At 71.6% G+C, this 15,907-nt stretch carries 14 protein-coding genes; 7 read left to right on the forward strand and 7 right to left on the reverse strand.

Annotation, left to right across the window (positions count from 1 at the left end; translation table 11 throughout):
• Window positions 1-54 precede the first annotated feature (54 nt).
• Window positions 55-1,290, forward strand: a complete 1,236-nt coding sequence (locus ABZ297_RS12920; RefSeq protein ID WP_355343972.1) for a crosslink repair DNA glycosylase YcaQ family protein — start codon at window positions 55-57, stop codon at window positions 1,288-1,290.
• Here the strand turns inward: ABZ297_RS12920 and ABZ297_RS12925 are convergent.
• From ABZ297_RS12925 to mtrA, 6 genes are all read right to left on the reverse strand, one after another.
• Window positions 1,283-1,981, reverse strand: coding sequence for a response regulator transcription factor (locus ABZ297_RS12925; protein ID WP_355343975.1), 699 nt, complete (start codon window positions 1,979-1,981; stop codon window positions 1,283-1,285). The two genes, ABZ297_RS12920 and ABZ297_RS12925, sit on opposite strands and share 8 nt — an antisense overlap.
• 174 nt (window positions 1,982-2,155) lie before the next feature.
• On the reverse strand, window positions 2,156-2,818 hold the full coding sequence (gene raiA / locus ABZ297_RS12930) for a ribosome-associated translation inhibitor RaiA (protein WP_355343978.1): 663 nt from the start codon (window positions 2,816-2,818) through the stop codon (window positions 2,156-2,158).
• A 627-nt stretch (window positions 2,819-3,445) separates the two neighbouring features.
• Window positions 3,446-4,213: a ComF family protein gene (locus tag ABZ297_RS12935; protein WP_355343981.1), complete on the reverse strand. Its 768-nt coding sequence runs from the start codon at window positions 4,211-4,213 to the stop codon at window positions 3,446-3,448.
• A 24-nt stretch (window positions 4,214-4,237) separates the two neighbouring features.
• Complete coding sequence (locus ABZ297_RS12940) at window positions 4,238-6,010, reverse strand: LpqB family beta-propeller domain-containing protein (RefSeq protein WP_355343984.1); 1,773 nt, start codon at window positions 6,008-6,010, stop codon at window positions 4,238-4,240.
• On the reverse strand, window positions 5,997-7,748 hold the full coding sequence (mtrB, locus tag ABZ297_RS12945) for an MtrAB system histidine kinase MtrB (protein WP_355343987.1): 1,752 nt from the start codon (window positions 7,746-7,748) through the stop codon (window positions 5,997-5,999). Before mtrB ends, ABZ297_RS12940 begins: the two co-directional genes overlap by 14 nt.
• A gap of 23 nt (window positions 7,749-7,771) precedes the next feature.
• Entirely contained in the window at window positions 7,772-8,449 is a 678-nt protein-coding gene (gene mtrA, locus ABZ297_RS12950; RefSeq protein ID WP_355343990.1) for an MtrAB system response regulator MtrA, read from the reverse strand.
• Between the two features lie 269 nt (window positions 8,450-8,718).
• Here mtrA and ABZ297_RS12955 point away from each other — a divergent pair, with 269 nt between their 5' ends.
• Genes ABZ297_RS12955 through ABZ297_RS12975 form a run of 5 tightly spaced genes read left to right on the forward strand, consistent with a single transcriptional unit; the run spans window position 8,719 to window position 14,056 of the window.
• On the forward strand, window positions 8,719-9,927 hold the full coding sequence (locus tag ABZ297_RS12955) for a glycerophosphoryl diester phosphodiesterase membrane domain-containing protein (protein ID WP_355343993.1): 1,209 nt from the start codon (window positions 8,719-8,721) through the stop codon (window positions 9,925-9,927).
• Window positions 9,924-10,541, forward strand: coding sequence for a DUF4129 domain-containing protein (locus ABZ297_RS12960; protein ID WP_355343996.1), 618 nt, complete (start codon window positions 9,924-9,926; stop codon window positions 10,539-10,541). The genes ABZ297_RS12955 and ABZ297_RS12960 overlap by 4 nt, the downstream gene beginning before the upstream one ends.
• Window positions 10,538-11,713 carry a DUF4350 domain-containing protein gene (locus ABZ297_RS12965; RefSeq protein ID WP_355343999.1) on the forward strand — a complete coding sequence of 392 codons (1,176 nt, stop codon included), beginning with the start codon at window positions 10,538-10,540 and terminating at the stop codon, window positions 11,711-11,713. The genes ABZ297_RS12960 and ABZ297_RS12965 overlap by 4 nt, the downstream gene beginning before the upstream one ends.
• Window positions 11,709-12,683 carry a MoxR family ATPase gene (locus ABZ297_RS12970; RefSeq protein WP_355344017.1) on the forward strand — a complete coding sequence of 325 codons (975 nt, stop codon included), beginning with the start codon at window positions 11,709-11,711 and terminating at the stop codon, window positions 12,681-12,683. The genes ABZ297_RS12965 and ABZ297_RS12970 overlap by 5 nt, the downstream gene beginning before the upstream one ends.
• Window positions 12,683-14,056 (forward strand): DUF58 domain-containing protein, encoded by a 1,374-nt coding sequence (locus ABZ297_RS12975; RefSeq protein WP_355344002.1) that lies wholly within the window; start codon window positions 12,683-12,685, stop codon window positions 14,054-14,056. The genes ABZ297_RS12970 and ABZ297_RS12975 overlap by 1 nt, the downstream gene beginning before the upstream one ends.
• 131 nt (window positions 14,057-14,187) lie before the next feature.
• On the opposite strand, the gene ABZ297_RS12980 is transcribed toward ABZ297_RS12975, so the two are convergent.
• On the reverse strand, window positions 14,188-15,180 hold the full coding sequence (locus tag ABZ297_RS12980; protein WP_355344005.1) for a stage II sporulation protein M: 993 nt from the start codon (window positions 15,178-15,180) through the stop codon (window positions 14,188-14,190).
• 51 nt (window positions 15,181-15,231) lie between these two features.
• Between ABZ297_RS12980 and ABZ297_RS12985 the strand changes: the two genes are divergently transcribed.
• The coding region (locus tag ABZ297_RS12985) for an RDD family protein (RefSeq protein ID WP_355344008.1) at window positions 15,232-15,907 on the forward strand (676 nt) is incomplete at its 3' end.

Raw genomic sequence — 15,907 nt, forward strand, 5'->3', positions numbered from 1 at the left:
CGCCGCTACCATTCCCGGCATGCTTCGCCGTATCGTCACACGCGTCTCAGCGACATGACCGAGCTGTCGGCCGACCAGGCCCGCCGGGTCATCCTCCACGCACAGGGGTTCATCGGGGCGGAAGCCCGCAAGGGCGGCGTGCACGGCATGCTACGCAGGCTCGGCGCGGTGCAACTCGACACGATCTCGGTGCTCGCCCGCTCCCACGAGCTGGTCGCCTACGCGCGCCTGGGCGCGGTGGGCAGGCAGGAGGTCGAGCGGGCCTACTGGCACAATCCCGCCCGGAGCTTCGAGTACTGGTGCCACGCCGCCTGCATCCTGCCGATCGAGCACTGGCCGCTGTACTCCTTCCGCCGCCGCGCCTTCCGCGAGCGCCGCTACCGCTGGCACGAGGTCCCCGACCACGTCGGCGAGCTTCTCCAGCAGGCCCGCGACGCCGGCTCGCTCACCACCACCGACGTCGGCGGCGGCAAGAACGGCGGCCCGTGGTGGGACTGGTCCGACTCGAAGATCGGCCTGGAGTGGCTGCTCGACATCGGCGAGCTGGTCTGCAGCCGACGCGTCGGCTGGCGCAGGGTCTACGAGCCGGCCGAGCGCGTGGTCCCCGCCGAGCTCCTGGGCGAGGAGTTGTCCGACGAGGAGTGCGTGGTGCGGCTGGCGGGCATCGCGGGCCGCGCGCTGGGCGTCGCCACCAGGGGTGATCTGATCGACTTCCTGCGGCTCAAGGGCCGCTTCGCCGAGATCCTCGACGAGGCCCTGCTCAGCGGCGCCGCCGGGCTGGTTCCGGTGACCGTCGGCGGCTGGCCGTCCAGGGGCGCGGCCACGAAGGCGACGGCCGGAAAGCGGGCTGTCAGCGGGGCGGCAGCGGGCAAGGGGGCGCACGCCTGGGCCGCCCCTGCGGCGCTCGAGACGGAGGCGCGCGGAAGGCACCGCACGGCCCTGCTGTCGCCGTTCGACTCGCTGATCTGGCACCGCGGCCGCACCGAGCGGGTGTTCGGCTTCAGGTACCAGCTGGAGCTGTACGTCCCCAAGCACAAGCGGGTGCACGGCTACTTCACCATGCCGGTGCTCGCCGGTGGCCGGCTGATCGGCCGCGTCGACCCGGCCCGCGACGGCACCACGCTGGTGGCCAGGCAGCTCAGCCTCGAGCCCGGGCTCACCGGCGCGCGGTGGGCCGACGCGCTGCGCGACGCGCTGTGGTCGGCCGCCGACTGGGTGGGCTGCGACTCCGTGCGGGTCGAGAAGGCCGATCCCGCGCTCGCAGCCCACCTGGAGTCGGACGTCAGGTGATCTCCAGCATCCGTTCGCGCACCGCGTAGACCACGGCCTCCATGCGCGAATGGAGCTGCAGCTTGTCGAGGATGTTCCGGACGTGGTTCTTCACGGTGTTCTCGGAGATGAACAGCTGCTTGGCGATCTCGCGGTTGTTCATCCCCTTGGCCACCAGGCGCAGCACTTCCATCTCCCGGTCGGTCAACCGGGGCACCGGCAGCTGGGGCGGGCGCTCGGCCTCCTTGCGGCTCATGTTCGCGAACTCGCTGATGAGCTTGGCCGCCATCGCCGGGTTGATTAAGGACTGGCCCTCGTGCACCCCGCGCACCGCCGCCGGGACGTCGTTGATCTGCACGTCCTTCAGCAGATAGCCCGTCGCGCCGGCCTTGATGGCCTCGAAGAGGTCCTCCTCCTCGTCGCTGACCGTCAGCATGATGATGCGGGTGCTGGGGACGGAGGCCTTGATGCCCTTCGTCGCCTCGATGCCGTCCTGTCTGGGCATGCGCACGTCCATCAGCGCCACGTCGGGCATGAGGCGATCGGCCAGTTCGACCGCCTCCTGCCCGTCGCTCGCCTCGCCGACCACCTCGATGTCCGGCTCGGCGGCCAGCGCCAGCGCCAGACTCCGCCGGATGAGCTCGTGGTCGTCCACGATCAGCACGCGGATCGGCTCGCTGCCTGACGCGCGGGCCTCGCCGGACTCCGTCACGAGGCCTCCTCGGTCCGCCTCGTGGCTGTCTTCTCCTCGCTTCGCTCGCTCATGTGCACCGGACTGAGCTCGCTCACGTCTCCTCCTCGTCGGGGGGCCAGAGCCGTTGGACCGCCAATGATGGCACGGGTACCGCGGTTCCAGGGTGGTCGAGAAGATCTTCCTATCGGACGGTCAGGGCTCGACAAGCCTTAGCACGCCGTAGTTGTAGCCGCGCCGGCTGTACACCACGCACGGCTGACCGCTCTCCTTGTCACGGAAGAGGTAGAAGTCGTGGCCGACCAGCTCCATCTCGAGGAGGGCCTGGTCGATGGTCATGGGTTCCGCTCGGTGGTACTTCTCCCGGACGATGAGCGGACCCTCGCCGTCCATCTCGATCGGGACGATGTCGCCGTACTGCTCGTCGTCGGGCAGGAGGTCCTCTTCGGACTCGGCCTGCTCGGGGACCAGCCCGGCCTTCTCCTGGGGCAGTTCGGCGACGTCGGGCAGCGTCGCGGTGATCTCTGCCACGGAGGGCGGGCAGTGGTTGCCGTGGTGTACCTTGCGGCGGTCGGCGAGCCGCCTCAGGCGGCCCTCCAGCTTGTCGAGGGCGATGTCGAGGGCGGCGAACCTGTCATCGGCGGAGGCCTCTGCGCGGATCGCGGGCCCCCTAGAGTGAATGGTCAGCTCGACGCGCTCCCGCTGGCTCGCGAGGCGCGGATTGCGCTCCTTCGACACCTCCACGTCGACTCTGATGAGTTTGTTGTCCAGACGCTCGATCCTGGCCAGCTTGGTCGTCACTTGGTCGCGGAACCGATCACTCACTCCTGTGTGCCGGCCCTTGACGATGATGTCCATGCAACAGCCCCCCTTCGGTCTAACGACTGAGAAAGAGCGCCCGACGACGCGCGTGCCGGGCGGGGTCTTCTGTCTGCCTTCCTGTCACCGTTACCCTCTTCCGACGTGTAGTCACCGGGAACTCGGAGGGCACCCGCCCGGCCGACCTGGTCTTCGACCCCACATCCGCCTGCTGAGGATTTCGCGGCTCTGATGCCACTACTGCCCTTCTCTTCTGACGGGGGACATCTGGACCCCCGGGAAGGCAGGACTTACCCCTAAGCCGCACCGTGATCGGTCGACAAAGAGTCGCCTTACGTGGACCGTTTTGCCTGCGGCTGGCATCGGCTAGCAGAGCCGGGGACCCCGACCCTGCGCAACCACGGACCCGAACGGGTGCCATGTCAGAACGCTATCCGCATCCAGGGCGAATGTCAGCCTGAGGATCGACCAAAGGATCACTTTCCGTGATTTTCTCTTGGGGTTACGGGCCAGATAGATGCCCTGGTTGCGGACATGCTTCCAGCCTAGACTCCCTGATTCCGGAGCGCTGAGCAGCGGGGCTGCCTACCTGGGGATAGCGACATGTGCCCCTCACGCCACATGGCGGGCGAGCCCCGTCTTCACACAGGGTCACCGTAAACACTGTCAAGATCTTCGGCGTGTCGCGGCGACGGTGGCCGCCAACGGCACCCCGGCACCGCCCGCGCGCAGCGCCCTGGCCGCCTCCGCCAGGGTGGAGCCTGTGGTCACGATGTCGTCCACGAGCACCACAGCGGGCGCTGGAGCGCCTGGGGCGGCTCCGGCCATGCGGAGGGACCCTGCGAGGTTGGCGGCCCGCTCCGTGGCGCTCAGCCCCGCCTGATCGGCCACCCGCCGGGCGTGCGCGAGCGCGGGCCACAGCTCGGCCCGGTGGCCGAGCGCCCGCAGATCCCGGACGGCGAGCGCCGCCAGCCCGCCGACGGGGTCGTGCCCCCTCGCCAGAACCGCCCGCCGGGCGCTCGGCACCGGCACCACCGCGAACCAGGGCGCGGGACGCCGGGCCAGCGCGCAGGCGACGGTGTAAGCCAGCACCCGGGCCAGCGCGCCCGCCAGAGCCGCCTCCCCGCGCTCCTTGTAGGCGACGACGGCCCTGCGCACCGGCCCCTCGTAGTCGGTGCCCGACCAGCACTCGGCGACCCCCTCGACGGACACCCGCGGCGCGGGCTCGGGGACCAGGCAGGTTCCGCAGAGCCGGGAACCCGCCGCGCCGCACGCCACGCACGGCTGGGGCAGGACGAGATCGAGCAGGGCGGTCAGCACAGCGGCCAGCATGCCGCCGCCCACCGACGTTTCCGCCGCGCCCAGCTCGGCGGCGACACCGGCGACACCGGCGACACCGGCGAGCCGACACGCCCCCAACCCAGCGGGGATCATCAGGCGACCAGGCCGGGCGCGGCCTCAGCCCAGAGGGAAGATCGGGGGGCCGACGTCGGCGTTGATCTTGGGGCTCCAACCCTGCTTGTCGAGGTTGAACTCGAGGATCTCGTCGGCCGTGTTGCCGAGGATGTGGTCGCCCAGCGCGGCCAGCGACTCGAAGCGGTCCTTGTAGCCCGGGAGCGTCTCCGTCGTGCCGTCGCCGACGTTGACCTCCTTCACCGACTGGCTCGCCTTGTTGTTCGACAGGACGAGCAGGTGCTCGCCGTCGTGCCAGGCGATGTCCGTGATGTCTTCCTTGCCCTGGCTGTCGGGCAGCACCAGGGGCTGGAAGTTGGCCAGCATGGGCGAGCCCGTCGACCGGGTGAGCGCGCCCACGCGCACCTCGTTCTTCCCGATCGTGACCGCGACCCTGACGCCGTCCCTGGCGATCCGCAGACTGGTCACGTCCAGGCCGTCGAGCGCCGGGGCGGCGACGCGCTCGGCGCCCCTCCCCCCGGACGGGTAGCAGCGCAGCACGGTGCCGCTGCGCCTGTCGTAGGTCCACAGGGTGCCGTCCCTGTGCCAGCTGGGAGGGGTGAGGTCCTGGTAGTCGCCCTGGATCCAGCGCTCCCACTTGCCGTCGGCGGCGACCCGCGAGACCCAGATCCCGCCCGCCTTCGACCTGGCCGCGACCAGGTCACCCTGGGCGGAGACGGTCAGGTCGGTGTTGGCGGTGTTGGGCTGGCCCGCCGGGCCCTGGACCGGGAGCCCTGGCCCCTCCTGGTCGATCGAGCGGACCGCGCCCCTGCTGGTGTAGTACGCCTGGCTGACCGCGGGGTCCTGGCCGGTGTCCTTGAGGTTGGCCTCGACGGTCACCGGCTCCGCCGTGTCGCCGTCGAGGTGGACCTCGATCTCGCGGCCGTTGACCACGTTGTTGTCGCTCAAGCTCCATCGGAGCTGGAGCTTCAGCGGGCGTTCGATCGCCTCGTACGCGGCCAGCGGCCCCGACAGGGTGATCACCACGCGCTCGTCGGCCTGCCTGACCGACACGACCCGCATCTCGGGCGGGAAGACGCTGTAGACGGCGCCCTGCAACGCCTGGCTCGGCCCCTTGAGCAGGCGTTCGACGATGGTCTCCGCGAAGCTCTCCGTCGGCCTGACGCGCAGCCGCACCCGGTCGACGACGAGCCTGTTCGTGTCGGCTCCCTCGCTGCCCGGCGGGCTGTTGAGGTAGTAGAGGTTGGTGGCGCGGTAGGCGCGGTCGACGTCGGCGCGGGTGAGCAGCAGGCCGCGGACCGGCCTGCCCGTGTCGGGGTCGGTGATCGAGGAGATGCGGTAACCGCCCTGCGGGGTCTTGACGACGGTGAACTTCCAGGACAGGTCGGCGTTGGCCGGCACGTACCTGTCGTCGTCCTCGATGCGGGCGACCTGGGTGCCGGTGAGCGTGAACGCGCTCTGCTCGGCGGTGTTCTTGGGGTCGTACGCCACCTTGTACCCGTTGTCGATCACCGTCACCGGGCCGTCCGGGCTCCAGGCGTGCTGCGCCTCGGGCGTCAGGTACTGCATCAGCACCCGCGTGTCGCCGTCGTAGGCGGCCATGGCGGCGCGCAGGCCGTCGACGACCTCCTGGGGGGTCCACCTCGGCCGCGGCGGGATGGCGATCATGCGCTGGAACGGCTTGCTCATCGAGCCGCCGCCGTCGCCCTCGTCGATGGTGAAGGGGCCGCTCACCGGGATCACCGCGCAGCCCGAGCTCGCGCACGCGATGGCGGCCGCGACGGCGATCGCGGCGCCGAGCCGGTTAGTCCTCGTCATGGCCGTCATAACCACCGTCGTAGACACTCTCGTAGCCGCTGTCACCCGAGGCGGGTAGCAGCACCGGCGTCATGTGGCCGCGCCACGTGCGCCGCATCTCGATCTCCGGCGGGACGAGCGACAGCGGCGACCCCTTCAGGTCGGCCCCGGCGCTTCTGGGCAGCGTCAGCCGGAACTGCGAGCCCTCCCCCTGCTGCCCCCACGCCTGCAGCCAGCCGCCGTGCAGCGTGGCGTCCTCGCGGGAGATGGCCAGGCCGAGCCCGGTGCCGCCGATGGTCCTGGCCCGCGACGGGTCGGCGCGCCAGAACCGGTCGAAGACCATGGTGTCCTCGCCGGGCTTCAGCCCGATCCCGTGGTCGCGCACGGCGACCGCCACGGAGTCCCTGTCGGCGCCCACGGTCACCACGACGTCGCGGCCCTCGCCGTGCTCGATGGCGTTGAACAGCAGGTTGCGCAGGATGCGCTCGACCCGGCGGTTGTCGATCTCGGCCATGCACGGCTCGTTGGGCAGCCGCAGCTCGAAGCGGGTCGTGTGGCGCTCGGCCAGCGCCTCGGAGTCGGCGATGGCGCGCAGCACCACGTCGCGCACGTCCACCGAGTCGAGGTCGAGGGTCGCGGCGCCCGCGTCGTAGCGGCTGATTTCCAGCAGGTCGGCGAGCATCGACTCGAAGCGTTCGAGCTGGGCCTGCATGAGCTCGGCGGAGCGGGAGGCCATCGGGTCGAAGTCCTCGCGGGCGTCGTAGAGCAGGTCGGCGGCCATCCGGACGGTGGTCAGCGGGGTGCGCAGCTCGTGCGAGACGTCGGAGACGAACTGCCGCTGCACCTGCGACAGCTCCTCCAGCTGGTGGATCTTGAGTGCCAGGTTGGCCGCCATCTCGTTGAACGAGGTCGCCAGGCGGGCCAGGTCGTCCTCGCCGCGCACCTTGAGCCGCTCGTCGAGCTTGCCGGACGCGAGGCGCTCCGCGGCCTGGCGGGCCAGCCGCACCGGGGTGACGACCTGACGGGTCACCAGGTAGGCGATGGCGGCGAGGAGGAGCACGAGCCCGAAGCCCACCACCACGATGGCCAGCCGGACGTTGGACAGCATCTGCTCTTCTTCGCCGAACGGGAAGAAGTGGTAGACCTCGTAGACCTCGCCCGAGTTCAGGTGGACCAGGCCGCCGATCACCAGCGTGGGCTTGGCCTGGACCTCGCCGGTGAACTGGATGGGCCCGAGGTAGGCCTGCGCCTTGTCGTAGTTGCTCTTCTGCTCCAGCCGCTGCCTCAGGCTGGGCGGCACGTTCTCCGGCATCACGTTCCCGGAGGCGCGCGACCCACGGGGGCTGTCGTTGAGGATCAGCACCTCGTAGCGCTTCTTCGAACCGTTGTCGCCTGAGCCGGTGATGGTGTCCATGACCTGGTCGAGCACTTCCGGCCTGGTGCTGGCGTCGGGGCCCTGGTCGTCGGCCTTCTGGTTGAGGGCGTCGGCGATCTGGACGCGGTCGGCGAACGCCTCGTTGGCCGAGGAGCTCTGACGGCTGGCGACGACCGACTTGTTGATCTGGTCGGACAGGAAGGTGCCGAGCACGACGACCACGATCACCGAGATGACCAGCGTGCTGGTGACCACCTGGAGCTGGAGGGAGCGGCGCCAGAGCCGCCGCAGCCCGCCCGCCGCACGCCGCGCTCGCCGCCGGACTCCACCCAGTATCTGGCGGAGTGTCCGGCGGCGCGAGCGGGGCTTCTTCGTCGGGGGCATGGCCTGGGGGGCGCGCGGGTGGCTTAGGCCGGCCCGGCCTTGTAGCCGACGCCGCGCACGGTCACGACGATCTCGGGGTGCTCGGGGTCCTTCTCGATCTTGGCCCTGAGCCGCTGCACGTGCACGTTGACCAGCCGGGTGTCGGCCGCGTGGCGGTAGCCCCAGACCTGCTCGAGCAGGACCTCGCGGGTGAACACCTGGCGCGGCTTGCGTGCCAGCGCGACGAGCAGGTCGAACTCGAGCGGCGTGAGGTTGATCGTCTCCTCGGCCCGCTTGACCGAGTGCCCGGCCACGTCGATGGTGATGTCGCCGATCTGCAGGATCTCGGGCGTCGGCTCGTCGGTGCGGCGGAGCCTGGCGCGCACCCGCGCGACGAGCTCCTTCGGCTTGAACGGCTTGACGATGTAGTCGTCGGCCCCGGACTCGAGCCCGAGCACGATGTCGATCGTGTCGCTCTTCGCGGTGAGCATGACGATCGGGACACCCGACTCCGCCCTGATCCTGCGCGCCACGTCGATGCCGTCGGCACCGGGCAGCATCAGGTCGAGCAGAACCAGGTCGGGGCGGGTATCTCTGAACGCGTCGAGAGCCTTGTCGCCATCGGAGACAAAGGATGGCTCGAAGCCCTCGCCGCGCAGCACGATACCGAGCATCTCAGCGAGAGCGGCATCGTCGTCGACGACCAGCACGCGACCTTTCATGGCCCCTCATTCGTTCTACGCATTCCGGGACATACCAGTACGATTGATGAAGGTTACCCTTGGTCGGCTCATGAGAGAGACACGAGACCGCGCAAAAGGCAAAATTTCCCTCGGCACCTTCACCGCCTTCTCAGTCTGCGGTAACAGACCGACATTCGACCATCCCTGTTACAGATCCAAGACAGGAAAGGCCCTGGAATGCGGGCAAGGCGGGCCGGCGAATCGAGGCCGTGACACCAATGCCCCTTCCACCATGCCAGGATTGGGATATGTCTGACGGTCACGGTCCCTCTCCCGAGACGCCTCCAGGCTGGGCCACGGAGCAACCTCCTCCGTACGGCGCCCCGTCGGCGTCCCCGTGGACCGCCCCCGGCTTCCACCAGCAGCAGATTCCGTACAACCCCCAGCAGCCCCCGCCACCCGGCTACGGCTACGGCTACGGCCCGCACCCGCCCGCGCTGCGCCCCGGGATCATACCGCTGCGCCCGCTCGGCCTCGGCGACATCCTCGACGGCACCATCAAGCTCGTCCGCGCCAATCCCAAGGCGGTGCTGGGGCTGTCGGCCATCGCGGCGGTGCTCGCGGCGGTGCCCGTCGCCGTGGGGCAGGCGCTCCTGGTCGGCAACATGGGCGAAGCGCTGACCGATCCCGAGTCCGTGTCGGCCGACCCCACCGCCGCCTACGGCGGCTTCCTCGCGCAGTACGGCGGCACGCTCGTCTCCTACGCGGTCAGCTTCGTCGTGGTGACCATCCTGACCGGCGTGCTGACCCGCATCCTCGGCCGGGCCGTGTTCGGCGGCAGCATCACCGCCGCGGAGGCCTGGCGGCTCACCAAGGGCCGCGTTCCCGCGCTGTTCGGCGTGGTGGGCCTGATGGCGGTCATCCTGGTGGTGCCACTGGCCGTCATCGCGCTGGTGTTCGTCGCGTTGATCATGAGCGGCGTGGGCAGCAGCTACGGTGAGGCGGGCGCGCTGCTCGGGCTCGGCCTGGTTTCCATGATCCTTTACATCTGCTACGCGCTGTACTTCCGCACCCGCTTCGCGCTGGCGGCGCCCGCCGTGGTGCTGGAGGGCCGGGGCCCGCTCGACGCGATGCGCCGTTCGTGGAACCTGGTCACCGGCGACTTCTGGCGGGTGTTCGGCATCCTGCTGCTCACCTCGCTCCTCGTGGGGCTGGTCGCGACCATCCTGCAGGTGCCGTTCACCTTCGCGGGCACCGTGTTCGGCGTGCTCGGCGGCGGCACGGCGTTCTCCGCGGTGCTGGCCGCGGTGCTGATCGCGATCGGCGGCACGCTCGGCGCGATGATCACCTACCCGTTCGAGGCGGGCGTGTCCGGCCTGCTGTACGCCGACAGGCGGATGCGCAGCGAGGCGTTCGACCTCGTGCTCCAGACGGCCGCCATCGAACAGCAGCAGCAGGGCTGGGTGCACGCCTCGGCCGACGACCTCTGGCACCCGAGCAACTCCGCCAGGTCGTGAACCCGATCAGCCGGGAGGAGGCCGCGCGCAGAGCCGCGGAGGAGCTCCTCAAGCCCGGGTACGAGCAGGAGTCACTGTTCGACCAGCTCTATCGGCGCTTCATGCAGTTCGTCGGCGACCTGATGGACTCAGCGGCGGGCGGCGGCACGACCGGCGGCGTCATCGCAGCCGTGGTCATCGCGCTGATCATCGTCGGCGTGGTCGTGCTGGTGGCGTGGCGGCTGCGCCATGCGTCCAGGAACGCCGCGGGCCAGGCGACGGCGCTGTTCGGCGAGCGGGCGCTGAGCGCGGCCGAGCACCGCGCGGCGGCAGAGCGGCTCGCCGCCGAAGAGCGCTGGACCGAGGCGATCCAGGAGCGGCTCCGCGCCATCGCCCGCGACCTGGAGGAACGCGCCCTGGTCGACGGGATGCCCGGCCGCACGGCCGACGAGCTGGCCGCGGAGGCCGGGCTCGCGCTGCCCGGTTTCGCGGCCGAGTTGACGTCCGCCGCCCGCTCGTTCGACGACGTCACGTACGGCGGCGTCCCCGGCACCGAGGCGGCCTACCGCGACATGTCCGCCCTCGACGAGCGGCTCCGCCAGGCCCGCCCGGTTCCCCTGGGAGGTCCGGCGTGAGCCTCGGCCTGCGTCCGGCGGAGACAGCCGCCTCCTCCTCAGTCTCGCCCACCGCGCGCTCCATCTGGCGGTCCAGCCGGATGGCCGTCGTGCTCGGGCTGATCATCGTGCTGGCCGCCGTCCTCGCCGTGCTCCTCAGGCCGGGAACGGGCGAGTCCCGTCGCCTCGACCCGGCCGACGGCTCGCTGGCAGGCTCCAGGGCGCTCGCCGAGCTGCTGCGCGCCCGCGGCGTCACCGTCAACAGGGTCGACTCGCTGGAGGCCGCGAGCGCCGCGAGCTCGGCGGGCGGGTTGCTGCTGGTCACCGACACCGCGTACATCGACACCTTCCAGCTGGCCCGCGTCCCCGGTGACCGGGTGATCGTCGGCGACGTGGGCGGGCTCGGCGCGCTCGCGCCCGGAGTCGACACGGTGCGGGGCGGCGCCAGGGAACGCTCGCGCGAGCCCGAGTGCCGGCTGCCCGGCGCAGCCCGCGCCGGCAGCGCGTACCTCGGCGGGTCCGCCTTCACCGGCCCGGCCGGCTCCACCGGCTGCTACCCGGCGGGCGACGGCTGGACCCTGATCAGCTACCCCAACGCGGGCGGCACCACCACCGTGCTGGGCAGCGGCTCCTTCATGACCAACCAGCGCCTGGCCGAGGACGGCAACGCGGCCCTGGCGCTGAACCTGCTCGACCGGGGCAAGCCCGTCACCTGGCTGGTCCGGGCCGAGACCCCGCCTGTCGGCCGGTTGCCAGGCCCGGAGGGGAAGTCGATCTACGAGCTGATGCCCGCGGGCGTCCCGTGGGCCGTGCTGATGAGCTGCCTCACCGTGATCCTGGTCGCGTTCTGGCGGGGCAGGCGGCTCGGGCCCGTCGTGGCCGAGCGACTGCCCGTCGTGGTGCGGGCCGCCGAGACGGTCGAGGGGCGGGGCAGGCTCTACCGGGCCAGGCGGGCCAGGGCCAGGGCCGCCGACTCGCTCAGGGCGGGCACGGTCGACAGGCTGACACCCCGGCTGGGGCTCGGCGCCGGCGCGGGCCGGCACGAGGTGGTGGCGGCGCTGGCCGCCCGCACCGGGCAGGACCCGCAGCAGGTCGGCGCCGCGCTGTACGGCCCGCCGCCCGTCGACGACGCCGGCCTCGTGGCCCTGGCCGGATACTTGGACGCCATCGAAAGGACGGTCAGTGAACATTGACGAGACCACCCGCACGGCGGGCCACGGCGACCCGGCCAGGGAGGCGCTCGGCGCGCTGCGCGCTGAGGTGTCCAAGGCCGTGGTCGGCCAGGACGCGGTGGTGACCGGGCTGGTCATCGCACTGCTGTGCAGGGGGCACGTGCTGCTCGAAGGCGTGCCCGGCGTGGCCAAGACGCTGATGGTCCGGACCCTGTCCGCGGCGCTGTCGCTGGACTTCAAGCGGGTGCAGTTCACCCCCGACCTGATGCCGGGCGACGTCACCGGGTCGCTGATCTACGACGCGAAGACCGCCAGGTTCGAGTTCCGCGAGGGGCCCGTCTTCACCAACCTGCTGCTGGCCGACGAGATCAACCGCACCCCGCCGAAGACGCAGGCCGCGCTGCTGGAGGCGATGGAGGAGCGGCAGGTCAGCGTGGAGGGCGACGCGCGTCAGCTGCCCGACCCGTTCGTGGTGTGCGCGACGCAGAACCCCGTCGAGTACGAGGGCACCTACCAGCTCCCCGAGGCGCAGCTCGACCGGTTCCTGCTCAAGCTGACCGTGCCGCTGCCGCCACGCGAGCACGAGATCTCGGTGCTCGAACGGCACGCGCGCGGCTTCGACCCGCGCGACCTGTCGGAGATCAAGCCCGTCGCCACCGCCGCCGACCTCGCCGCCGGGCGCGAGGCGGCCGCGCAGGTGCACGTGGCGCCCGAGGTGCTCGGTTACATCGTGGACGTGGCGAGGGCCACCAGGAACTCGCCGTCGCTGCAGCTCGGCGTCTCGCCGCGAGGCGCGACCGCGCTGCTGGCCGCCGCCCGCGCCTGGGCCTGGCTTTCGGGCCGCGCCTACGTCACCCCCGACGACGTGAAGGCGCTCGCGCGGCCCGCGCTGCGGCACCGCATCCAGCTTCGTCCGGAGGCCGAGCTGGAGGGCGCGACCGCCGACGGGCTGCTCGACGGCATCCTGGCCTCGGTCCCGGTCCCGCGCTGATGGCTCTGACCGGACGCGCCGGGCTGGTCGCGGCGCTCGGGATCGTGGTGGTGCTGCTCGCGCCGCAGCCGGGGGCCGCGCTGGCCGGGGTCTGCCTGCTGCTGGCCGCCGCGGTCATCGTGGACCTGGTGTTCGCGGGCGCGGTCCGCCCGCTGCGCTTCCACCGCTCCGGCGACACCCTGGTGCGGCTCGGCCAGGCGGCCCAGGTCGAGCTGGTCGTGGAGAACCCGGGCGGCAGGCGGGTGCGCGGCCTGCTCAGAGACGCCTGGCCGCCCTCCGCCGGCGCCACGCCCCGCGTCCTCGACCTGAATGTGCCCGCCGGAGAGCGCCGCCGCCTCGTCGTGACCCTCACCCCCACCAGGCGTGGCGACCGGGGGGCGGTGGCGGTCACCGTGCGCTCGCTCGGCCCGCTGGGGCTGGCCGCGCGGCAGGGCACCCACCGCGCGCCGTGGTCGGTACGCGTGCTGCCGCCGTTCCTGTCGCGCAAGCACCTGCCGTCCCGCCTGGCCAGGCTGCGCGAGCTCGACGGCCAGCACCCCGCGCTGGTGCGCGGCCAGGGCACCGAGTTCGACTCGCTGCGCGAGTACGTGGTGGGCGACGACGTCCGCTCGATCGACTGGCGGGCCAGCGCGCGCCGGCACGACGTGGTCGTGCGCACCTGGCGGCCGGAGCGCGACCGGCGGGTGCTGATCGTGATCGACACCGGCCGGACGTCGGCCGGACGCGTGGGCGACGCACCCGTCCCGATGGCCGGGGCCCCGGCACGCGGGAGCGGGCTGCTGGTCAGTCCCGACCCGCGCCCGGCACCCGGCTGGCCGCGGCTCGACTGGTCGATGGACGCGGCGCTGCTGCTGGCCGCGCTCGCCGCCAAGGCCGGCGACCAGGTGGACTTCCTTGCCTACGACCGGGCGGTACGCGCCTGGGTGGCCGGGGCGTCCCGTACCGAGCTGCTGTCGTCGCTGGTCAACGTGATGGCGCCGATCGAGGCCGAGCTGGTCGAGGCCGACTCGCAAGGGATGGTGGCGGCCATCCTGTCGCGGGCCAAGCGGCGCTGCCTGGTCGTGCTGCTGACCGACCTGAACGCGGCGGCGCTGGAGGAGGGGCTGATGCCGGTGCTGCCGCAGCTCTCTTCGCGGCACCTGGTGCTGGTGGCGGGCGTGTCCGACCCGCGGGTGGCGGCGATGGCCGCGCAGCGGGCGACGGCCGAGCAGGTGTACGACGCGGCGGCGGCCGAGCACACGCAGCTCGAACGCAGGCGCATCACCGCCAGGCTGCGCCGCCATGGCGTCGAGGTGGTCGACGCACCCCCTGACGACATCGCTCCGGCCCTGGCCGACGCCTACCTCGCCCTGAAGGCGGCAGGCCGCCTCTAGGTCAGTACATCTAGGACGTGCCGCCGGGCGGGTTCGCCCGCGCGCCTGCGGCGCTTCCTCCGGCCAGCCAGGCGCTGGGCGGCCCCAGTCGGCCCCGGTTGGCCCCGGTTTCCTGGGGCACGTGCTCCTTCTCAGGCGGTCGGGGCCACGTCCGGGGCGCGTTCGAGGTCGCCGGTCTCGTTCTGGCGGAGCGCGCGGCGTCCGAAGACCACCACGTAGGCGAGGAACGCCCCTTCGGCCAGCACCCCGATGCCGATCCGCACCGCGGTCGGCAGCCCCGACGGGGTGACGAACGCCTCGATCAGCCCCGACACGAACAGCACCGCGACCAGGGCGAGCGCCACGGTCATCACCGCCCTGCCCTGCTCGGCCAGGGCCTCGACGCGCCTGCGCGGCCCTGGGTCGATGACCGTCCACCCCAGGCGCATGCCCACGGCGGCCGCCAGGAAGACCGCGGTGAGCTCCAGCAGCCCGTGCGGGGTGATGAGCCCGAAGAAGATGTCGAGCTTGTCCCTGGACGCCATCAACCCGGCGGAGACGCCGACGTTCGAGACGTTCTGCCACAGGACGAACGGGATCGGCAGCCCGAGGAGGATCGCGAAGATGATGACCTGGGCGGACACCCAGGCGTTGTTGATCCACACCTGACCGGCGAAGGAGGCGGCGGGGTGCTCCGAGTAGTAGTCGGCGAAGTCGTGCTCGACCAGTCTGGTGATCTCCTCCGGCGAGGCGACGGACGCCTGCACCTGCGGGTCGCCCGCGACCCACGCCCCGAGCAGCCACGACACCGCGACGCAGGCCACCGCCGTGGCCAGCCACCACCACCTCGCCCGGTAGGCGACCACGGGGAACGACACCGTGAAGAATCTGGTCAGCTCGCGCCAGGCGGGCGTGTGCGCGCCCGTCACCGCCGACCTGGCCCTGGCGACCAGCGCCGACAGGCGGCCCGCCAGCATCGCGTCGCTGGAGGCGGACCGTACGATGGACAGGTGCGTGGACACGCGCTGGTAGAGGTCCACCAGCTCGTCGACCTCCGCGCCGGTCAGCGTGGAGCGGTGCTTGACCAGGTGCTCAAGCCTGTCCCAAACCGGGCGGTGTGCGGCGACAAACGCATCAATGTCCACCGGACCATTGTGGACGCTCATCACCCGGTCCGTTGCCGTTAGGCTCCACGTATGTCAGAGGTTGTGACGGGCGACGCCGTCGTCGTCGAGGTACGGGTGGCGCAGATGCCGTCGCGGGCGCTCGCGCTCATCATCGACATGGCGTTGCAGATCACCGTGCTGATCGTGTCCTTCGTGCTGCTTGAGGCGTTCGCCCTGGTCTCCGACGCGGCGATGTTCGCCGCGGTCTCGATCGTGCTGCTGGTGCTGGTGCTGGTGGGCTATCCGGTGGTCGTCGAGACCGCCAGCAGGGGGCGCAGCCTCGGCAAGATGGCGCTGGGGCTGCGGGTGGTGAGCGACGACGGCAGCCCGGAACGGTTCAGGCAGGCGCTGTTCCGCGGGCTGGCCGGGCTGCTGGAGTTCTGGATGTTCTCGGGGGCTCCGGCGCTGATCTCGTCGCTGGTCTCGCAGCGCGGCAAGCGGCTCGGCGACATCTTCGCCGGAACCATCGTGATCGCCGAGCGGGCGCCGCGCGATCGCGGGCAGTTCATCATGATGCCGCCGCCGCTGGCCGCCTGGGCGGCCACGCTGGAGCTGTCGCAGCTCCCGGAGGAGGTGGCCGCGGCCGCCCGGCAGTACCTGGCGCGCTGGCACGACCTCTCGCCGCAGGTCCAGCACGAGATGGGGGTGCGCATCGCGACGCAGGCGGCGGCGTTCGTCTCGCCCGCCGCGCCGCCCGGCGTCCCGC

The organism is Nonomuraea sp. NPDC005983, assembly GCF_040614375.1.
Lineage (GTDB): Bacteria > Actinomycetota > Actinomycetes > Streptosporangiales > Streptosporangiaceae > Nonomuraea.

What these genes read in the sequence shown, in the direction of transcription:
- ABZ297_RS12920 (WP_355343972.1), top strand. Translation starts at nt 55, where the DNA reads ATGACCGAGCTGTCGGCCGACCAGGCCCGCCGGGTCATCCTCCACGCA.
- ABZ297_RS12975 (WP_355344002.1), top strand. Translation starts at nt 12,683, where the DNA reads ATGGCTCTGACCGGACGCGCCGGGCTGGTCGCGGCGCTCGGGATCGTG.
- ABZ297_RS12935 (WP_355343981.1), bottom strand. Translation starts at nt 4,213, where the DNA reads ATGATCCCCGCTGGGTTGGGGGCGTGTCGGCTCGCCGGTGTCGCCGGT.
- raiA (WP_355343978.1), bottom strand. Translation starts at nt 2,818, where the DNA reads ATGGACATCATCGTCAAGGGCCGGCACACAGGAGTGAGTGATCGGTTC.
- ABZ297_RS12955 (WP_355343993.1), top strand. Translation starts at nt 8,719, where the DNA reads ATGTCTGACGGTCACGGTCCCTCTCCCGAGACGCCTCCAGGCTGGGCC.
- ABZ297_RS12940 (WP_355343984.1), bottom strand. Translation starts at nt 6,010, where the DNA reads ATGACGAGGACTAACCGGCTCGGCGCCGCGATCGCCGTCGCGGCCGCC.
- mtrA (WP_355343990.1), bottom strand. Translation starts at nt 8,449, where the DNA reads ATGAAAGGTCGCGTGCTGGTCGTCGACGACGATGCCGCTCTCGCTGAG.
- mtrB (WP_355343987.1), bottom strand. Translation starts at nt 7,748, where the DNA reads ATGCCCCCGACGAAGAAGCCCCGCTCGCGCCGCCGGACACTCCGCCAG.